This is a genomic window from Vibrio gazogenes (assembly GCF_023920225.1).
GTDB classification, from domain to species: domain Bacteria; phylum Pseudomonadota; class Gammaproteobacteria; order Enterobacterales; family Vibrionaceae; genus Vibrio; species Vibrio gazogenes.
The window spans coordinates 3509367-3516273 of sequence record NZ_CP092587.1 but is presented as its reverse complement, the minus strand read 5'-3'; the positions used below and the strand labels follow the sequence as shown (position 1 = coordinate 3516273).

The following is a 6907-nucleotide window of genomic DNA, read 5'->3' as shown; positions in this document are numbered from 1 at the left end:
TGTTCCCTCACTCCGATTAGATGATCGATAAAGACTGGCAATTCTACCTGTTGATCTTCAAGATCGCCAGTGATTGATCGTCAATCCTGTAAACTAGATCCAAGTTATTCACACTTTTTGGCCAATTTATTCTTGGATCAACCCTAAATGTCCCTACTTTACCCACATGTTCATACACAAAAATGTCGATCTTACAAAGTTATCCCCAAAATAAGTATAATCACATTTTGTAAAATATAGCCGTTGTCGCCCTCAAGAAAGATCGTTACAATGAACGGTTATATGAATATGAACCCATATAACCATTATAGGTTATGAACCATAACTTATGGTTATTTCTTTTGTTGTGCTATATGTCATTAAAATAAGCGCTCGAAAGATTTTGGAGCTCAACATGAAAAAATGGTTTATTGCTGCAATTGCGGCTCTCACATTGACAACTATCAATGTCCATGCAGCAACAGAGGTAAAAGTCGGCATGTCTGGCCGCTACTTCCCGTTCACGTTTGTCAAAAAAGATAAGCTACAAGGATTTGAAGTTGATCTATGGAAAGAAATAGGCAAACGCAATGACTATCAAGTGAAATTTGTGACTGCAAGCTTCTCGGGTCTGTTTGGCCTGTTGGAAACGGGGCGAGTCGATACGATCTCAAACCAGATCACCATCACTGATGCCCGCAAACAAAAATATCTCTTTTCAGACCCATATGTGATTGATGGTGCTCAGATCGCTGTACGTAAAGGTAATAATACCATTCACAGTCTGGATGATCTGAAAGGCAAAACCGTTGCCGTCAACTTAGGTTCTAACTTTGAACAACTGTTACGTGAGCACGATAAAGATCATCAAATTAACATCAAAACTTATGATTCAAGCTTTGAACAAGATGTTGCTCTGGGTCGAATCGATGCTTTTGTTATGGATCGTCTTTCTATTCTGGAAGTCATTCAAAAATCAGGCCTACCACTTCAATTGGCAGGAAAACCATTCGAAACGATTGAGAATGCCTGGCCTTTCCTCAATAATAAAAGAGGTAAGCAGCTTCAGGGTGAAGTCAACAAAGCACTCGCAGATATGCGCGCTGACGGAACACTGAGCCAGATTTCAGAAAAATGGTTCAATACAGATATCACAAAAAAATAATGAACCATCAGCATGATTCTGATGAATCATGACACCATATAAACCCACTGTCTGAACCAGCACAGTGGGTTTCTTTTTAAACATACATAAATGCATTAACACCAATATTCAGGAATCACTGACCGCCGTCAGTTGCAGATTCCCCGATAAAAAAGAAGACACACATTATGGGTTTTGATTTTCAATATATGCTGGAGCTGATGCCAATTCTGCTTAAGTATCTCGGCATTACAATAGAGTTAGCCTGTTGGGGCATGATACTTTCCATCATTTTATCGGTCATCATTGCGAATATCCGAGTCTTCCGTATCCCTGTACTCGATCAGATTTGCCAACTTTATATTAGCTATTTTCGGGGCACCCCACTGCTCGTCCAGTTGTTCCTCTTTTATTATGGATTACCGCAAGTTTTCCCGATCATGACCGGAATGGATGCTTATAGTGCTGCGATTCTCGGTTTAGCGCTCCACTTTGCAGCTTATATGGCGGAAACCATTCGTGCGGCAATTATTGGCGTGGACAGAAGCCAGATGGAAGCAAGCCTGTCTATCGGCATGACTACCGCTCAATCGATGCGTCGTATTATCCTGCCGCAAGCCACACGGATCGCTTTACCTTCGCTGATGAACTATTTCATCGATATGATCAAATCAACCTCACTGGCATTTACGCTCGGGGTTGCTGAAATCATGGCAAAAGCACAAATGGAAGCCTCTTCCAGCTTTCATTATTTTGAAGCTTTCCTCGCCGTCTCTTTCATTTACTGGGGAATCACCATTATCCTGACCCGAGTTCAAAGCTGGGCAGAACACAAACTCAATAAGGCGTATATGAGATGATCAAGTTAACCAATATTCATAAACGTTTCGGAGAGAGTGAAGTTCTCAAAGGGATTGATCTTGAAATCAATCAAGGTGAAATCATTGTCATCATCGGATCGAGTGGCACCGGAAAATCGACACTACTGCGCTGTGTGAATTTTCTTGAAAGGGCCGACCAAGGCGCAATTACCATCGGTGATGTAAGCGTCGATAGCACCAATCCGAAGAAAAATGATGTACTGGCACTCAGACGTAAAACCGGATTCGTATTTCAAAACTATGCACTTTTTGCGCACCTGACAGCAAAACAGAACATCGCAGAAGGATTGATCACTGTCCGGGGCTGGAAAAAAGATCAGGCGTATGAACGTGCTCAGCAAATTCTCAATGACATCGGGCTTGGGGATAAAAGCGAACAGTATCCGGCATCACTTTCCGGTGGTCAGCAACAGCGCGTAGGCATTGGCCGAGCAATGGCTCAGGAGCCGGAACTCCTGCTATTCGATGAACCGACATCGGCGCTCGATCCAGAGTGGGTGGGCGAAGTACTGAGTTTAATGAAGAAACTGGCCCGGGTTCATCAAACCATGCTGGTGGTCACCCATGAGATGCAATTTGCCAAAGAAGTCGCGGATCGCGTGATCTTTATGGCCGAAGGCAACATTGTTGAACAAGGATCTCCACAGGATATATTCGATAATCCACAGGATATCCGCTTGAAAAAATTCTTAAATCAAGTCGGGATCGAATAAGGATCCTTGAGATTTTATCCGTACAACGTATAATCGCCCGACTAAATTGAAATGAAGCGCGGTATCCTGCCGATTTGCTTTTATTCGTCGGTCCACAAAACCGAGATAGAAGCAGTTTATAAGCCAGAGATTCAGACGCTTCGTTTCCCCAATTATTGACACCATCGGTGGCAGTGATTACAATTCCGCCTCTTTGTTGCAAGGCGTCGGATTTTACTCTCTTGAAAAAGAGGCAAATAAAGCCCAACGCCGGGTTTAACAAGAACCTAGAAACTACTGATCAGTAAGGTAAAAACAATGAAACGCACTTTTCAACCTACAGTTCTGAAGCGCAAACGTACTCACGGTTTCCGTGCTCGTATGGCAACTAAGAACGGTCGTAAAGTAATTAACGCACGTCGTGCGAAAGGCCGTGCACGCCTGTCAAAATAATGTCTGAATTATTTTGAACAAGTACGCTTTTCGTCGGGAGTTACGTTTGTTAACTCCCGAACACTACCGATATGTATTCCAGCAAGCTCGTAGTGCTGGCTCTCCTCATTTTACCATCATTGCCCGTAAAAACGCTTTATCTCATCCTAGATTGGGATTAGCCGTTCCGAAAAAACAGATTAAAACTGCCGTTGGGCGCAATCGTTTTAAACGGCTTGCCCGAGAAAGTTTTCGCCTGAAGCAGCACGAATTACCGCACAAAGACTTTGTCGTGATTGCGAAAAAAAGCGCTCAGGAACTCAGCAATGACGAAATAACGAAGCTGTTTGATAAACTATGGCAACGCCTGTCTCGCCCTTATCGTGGTTAGTCATCGGACTGATTTATCTATACAGATGGCTGATTAGCCCTCTGTTAGGACCACGTTGTCGATTTACGCCGACCTGCTCTCGATATGCGATAGAAGCATTGAAAGCTCACGGTTTTGTAAAAGGATGTTGGTTATCAGCCAAACGTCTATTAAAATGCCACCCTCTGAATGAAGGGGGCTATGACCCCGTTCCACCTAACCCAAGACAAGACAGAGATAAATAACGATGGATTCTCAACGTAATATCCTGTTAATCGCTTTGGCGCTGGTTTCTTTCTTACTGTTCCAGAAATGGCAAGTAGCACAGAATCCTGCACCAACCGCGGTTGAGCAGACACAATCAAGTAGTTCAGTTCCTGCTGCTCCTCAAAGCTCTGATTCTGATGAGTTTGAACCGGTATCGACTCAGGATGTTGCAGGAAAGATAGTGACCGTGAAAACGGACGTTCTCACGCTTTCCATCAATACTGTGGGCGGTGACGTCATTTCTGCTGAACTGAATCAATACTCCAAAGAACTGAATTCGGATCAGCCTTTCGCGCTGCTGAAAAAGAACAGTAATTTTCAGTTTATCGCTCAGAGTGGTCTGATTGGTCCGCAAGGCATCGATAAAAGAGACGGCCGCCCGACTTACCAAGTTGCCCAAAGCCATTATCAACTGGCAGATGGTCAAGATGAAATTCGCGTCCCATTGTCTTATCAGGCGAACGGCATCACCTACACGAAAACATTTATCCTGAAACGTAACAGCTATGCGATTGATGTTGATTTCAACGTCAATAACCAATCGGGTCAAAATGCGACTGTCGGCATGTATGCGCATCTTCGTCAGACTCTGGAAGCATCCGGAAGTAGCTTTGCCATGTCAACATACCATGGTGGTGCTTACTCAACGGAAGATACCCGCTACAAAAAATTCAGCTTCAGTGACATGAAAGATCATGCCCTCAATGAAACATTGAATAATGGTCAAGGCTGGGCAGCGATGATTCAGCACTATTTTGCAGCGGCATGGATTCCACGTCAGGCACCGGATACCAAGCTCTTTTCGCGGGTGATGACCAACCGTAATCTTGGTGACATCGGGATTAGAGAGCCAAACCGAACTATCGCAACAGGCGAAAGTACAGACTTCGATGCAACCCTATGGGTTGGCCCAAAATTGCAAAACCAAATGGCAGCAACAGCGCCAAATCTGGATCTCGTGGTCGATTACGGCTGGTTATGGTTTATCGCCAAACCACTGCATAGCCTGCTTTCCTTTATTCAGGGCATCGTCTCAAACTGGGGCATTGCAATTATCTGTCTGACCTTTATCGTCCGTGGTGTCATGTACCCACTGACCAAAGCTCAGTACACTTCCATGGCAAAAATGCGGATGCTGCAACCGAAGTTGCAAGCCATGCGTGAACGCATTGGCGATGATCGCCAACGCATGAGCCAGGAAATGATGGCGCTATATAAAGAAGAAAAAGTGAACCCACTGGGTGGCTGTTTCCCAATTATTCTGCAAATGCCAATTTTCATCTCGCTCTACTGGGCGCTGATGGAATCTGTTGAGCTCCGCCACCAGCCGTTCTTTGGTTGGATCCACGATTTGTCTGCACAAGACCCGTACTACATCCTGCCACTGTTGATGGGTGCAAGTATGTTCATGTTGCAGAAGATGAGCCCAACAACCGTTACCGATCCGATGCAACAGAAGATTATGACATTTATGCCAGTCGCATTTACGGTCTTCTTCCTGTTCTTCCCATCAGGTCTGGTACTGTACTGGTTGGTATCAAACATCGTAACCCTGATCCAGCAAATGGTGATCTACAAGTCGCTGGAGAAGAAAGGTTTACACTCGAAGAAGTAGAAACCTGAGCAATGTGAAAAGAGGCGGCCAAAGGGTCGCCTTTTTATTAGCGGCTGATTACAATGCCCATCATACTATCTATCATGACAATCCATGATAGATACTGCCTTTTTTGACTGAACAGACAAAATCACTATGACTACAGACACAATCGTTGCACAAGCAACACCGACAGGCCGTGGTGGTGTCGGCATTATTCGTGTATCCGGCCCGAAAGCAACTGAGGTTGCCAAAGCCGTAACGGGAAAAACCCTCCGCGCCCGATATGCAGAATATCTGCCTTTTCAGGATGAAGACGGCACCCAATTGGATCAAGGCATCGCCCTGTTTTTCCCCAACCCGCATTCGTTTACCGGTGAAGACGTTCTTGAGTTACAAGGACACGGTGGCCCCGTCGTGATGGATATGCTCATCCGACGGATTCTGACTATTCCCGGAGTTCGGGCCGCACGTCCCGGTGAGTTTTCAGAGCGGGCATTTCTCAATGACAAACTGGATTTAGCACAGGCCGAAGCGATTGCTGATTTGATCGATGCCAGTTCCGAACAAGCAGCTAAATCAGCTCTGCAATCCCTGCAAGGGCAATTTTCAACCCGCATTCATACCTTGGTTGAGTCACTGATTCATCTGCGGATCTATGTCGAAGCTGCAATAGACTTCCCCGAAGAAGAGATCGACTTTCTGGCTGACGGTAAAGTTGCCGGTGATCTGCAAACAATTATTAATAACCTGGACAAAGTTCGGCGCGAAGCCAGCCAAGGCGCAATCATGCGTGAAGGGATGAAAGTCGTCATCGCCGGTCGGCCGAATGCAGGCAAATCGAGCCTACTCAATGCACTCTCCGGCAAAGAGTCCGCGATTGTCACCGACATCGCAGGAACCACCCGCGACGTCCTGAGAGAGCACATTCACATTGATGGTATGCCGCTGCATATTATCGACACTGCAGGGCTACGAGAAGCCTCTGATGAAGTCGAACGCATCGGGATTGAGCGCGCCTGGGATGAAATCAAACAAGCCGATCGCGTTCTGTTTATGGTCGATGGCACCACAACCGATGCCACCGATCCGAAAGAAATCTGGCCGGATTTCGTTGATCGTATCCCGGACAATATCGGCATGACCGTGATCCGCAATAAAGCCGATCAAACCAATGAAGAGATGGGGATCTGTCACGTCAATGTCCCCACACTGATCCGGCTCTCAGCCAAAACCGGTGACGGGGTCGAGGCACTGAGAAGCCACCTCAAAGACTGCATGGGATTCACCGGTAGCCAGGAAGGCAGCTTTATGGCTCGCCGCCGCCACTTAGATGCTTTGGACAAAGCCGCCGAACACCTAGCCATTGGCCAACAGCAACTTGAAGGCTACATGGCCGGAGAGATTCTCGCTGAAGAACTACGCATCACCCAGCAGCACCTCAACGAGATCACCGGTGAATTCAGTTCCGATGATTTACTCGGACGAATCTTTTCGAGTTTCTGTATTGGGAAGTAAAAGAGGCAAATAACGACAAATAACCAACTG

General features: G+C 46.0%; 8 protein-coding genes. All 8 read left to right on the top strand.

Translation table 11 applies throughout. The features are described 5' to 3' along the window. The first annotated feature begins 394 nt into the window (after window positions 1-394). The 8 genes from MKS89_RS15655 to mnmE all read left to right on the top strand — a co-directional run bounded on the left by MKS89_RS15655 (window position 395) and on the right by mnmE (window position 6877). Window positions 395-1144: an amino acid ABC transporter substrate-binding protein gene (locus MKS89_RS15655; RefSeq protein WP_072963072.1), complete on the top strand. Its 750-nt coding sequence runs from the start codon at window positions 395-397 to the stop codon at window positions 1142-1144. Between the two features lie 167 nt (window positions 1145-1311). After that, a complete protein-coding gene (locus MKS89_RS15650) occupies window positions 1312-1983 on the top strand; it encodes an amino acid ABC transporter permease (protein ID WP_072963075.1) in 672 nt (223 codons plus the stop codon). After that, the gene (locus MKS89_RS15645; RefSeq protein ID WP_072963077.1) at window positions 1980-2717 is read left to right on the top strand and encodes an amino acid ABC transporter ATP-binding protein; all 738 of its coding nucleotides are present in this window, start codon (window positions 1980-1982) and stop codon (window positions 2715-2717) included. The genes MKS89_RS15650 and MKS89_RS15645 overlap by 4 nt, the downstream gene beginning before the upstream one ends. A 297-nt stretch (window positions 2718-3014) precedes the next feature. Continuing rightward, window positions 3015-3149, top strand: a complete 135-nt coding sequence (gene rpmH / locus MKS89_RS15640) for a 50S ribosomal protein L34 (RefSeq protein WP_005378825.1) — start codon at window positions 3015-3017, stop codon at window positions 3147-3149. Between the two features lie 13 nt (window positions 3150-3162). Beyond that, window positions 3163-3519, top strand: coding sequence for a ribonuclease P protein component (gene rnpA / locus MKS89_RS15635; protein WP_072963080.1), 357 nt, complete (start codon window positions 3163-3165; stop codon window positions 3517-3519). After that, complete coding sequence (gene yidD / locus MKS89_RS15630) at window positions 3486-3743, top strand: membrane protein insertion efficiency factor YidD (protein ID WP_072963083.1); 258 nt, start codon at window positions 3486-3488, stop codon at window positions 3741-3743. Before rnpA ends, yidD begins: the two co-directional genes overlap by 34 nt. 2 nt (window positions 3744-3745) lie before the next feature. Then, complete coding sequence (gene yidC / locus MKS89_RS15625) at window positions 3746-5380, top strand: membrane protein insertase YidC (RefSeq protein ID WP_072963085.1); 1635 nt, start codon at window positions 3746-3748, stop codon at window positions 5378-5380. Between the two features lie 135 nt (window positions 5381-5515). Next, entirely contained in the window at window positions 5516-6877 is a 1362-nt protein-coding gene (mnmE, locus tag MKS89_RS15620; RefSeq protein ID WP_072963088.1) for a tRNA uridine-5-carboxymethylaminomethyl(34) synthesis GTPase MnmE, read from the top strand. Window positions 6878-6907: the final 30 nt, after the last annotated feature.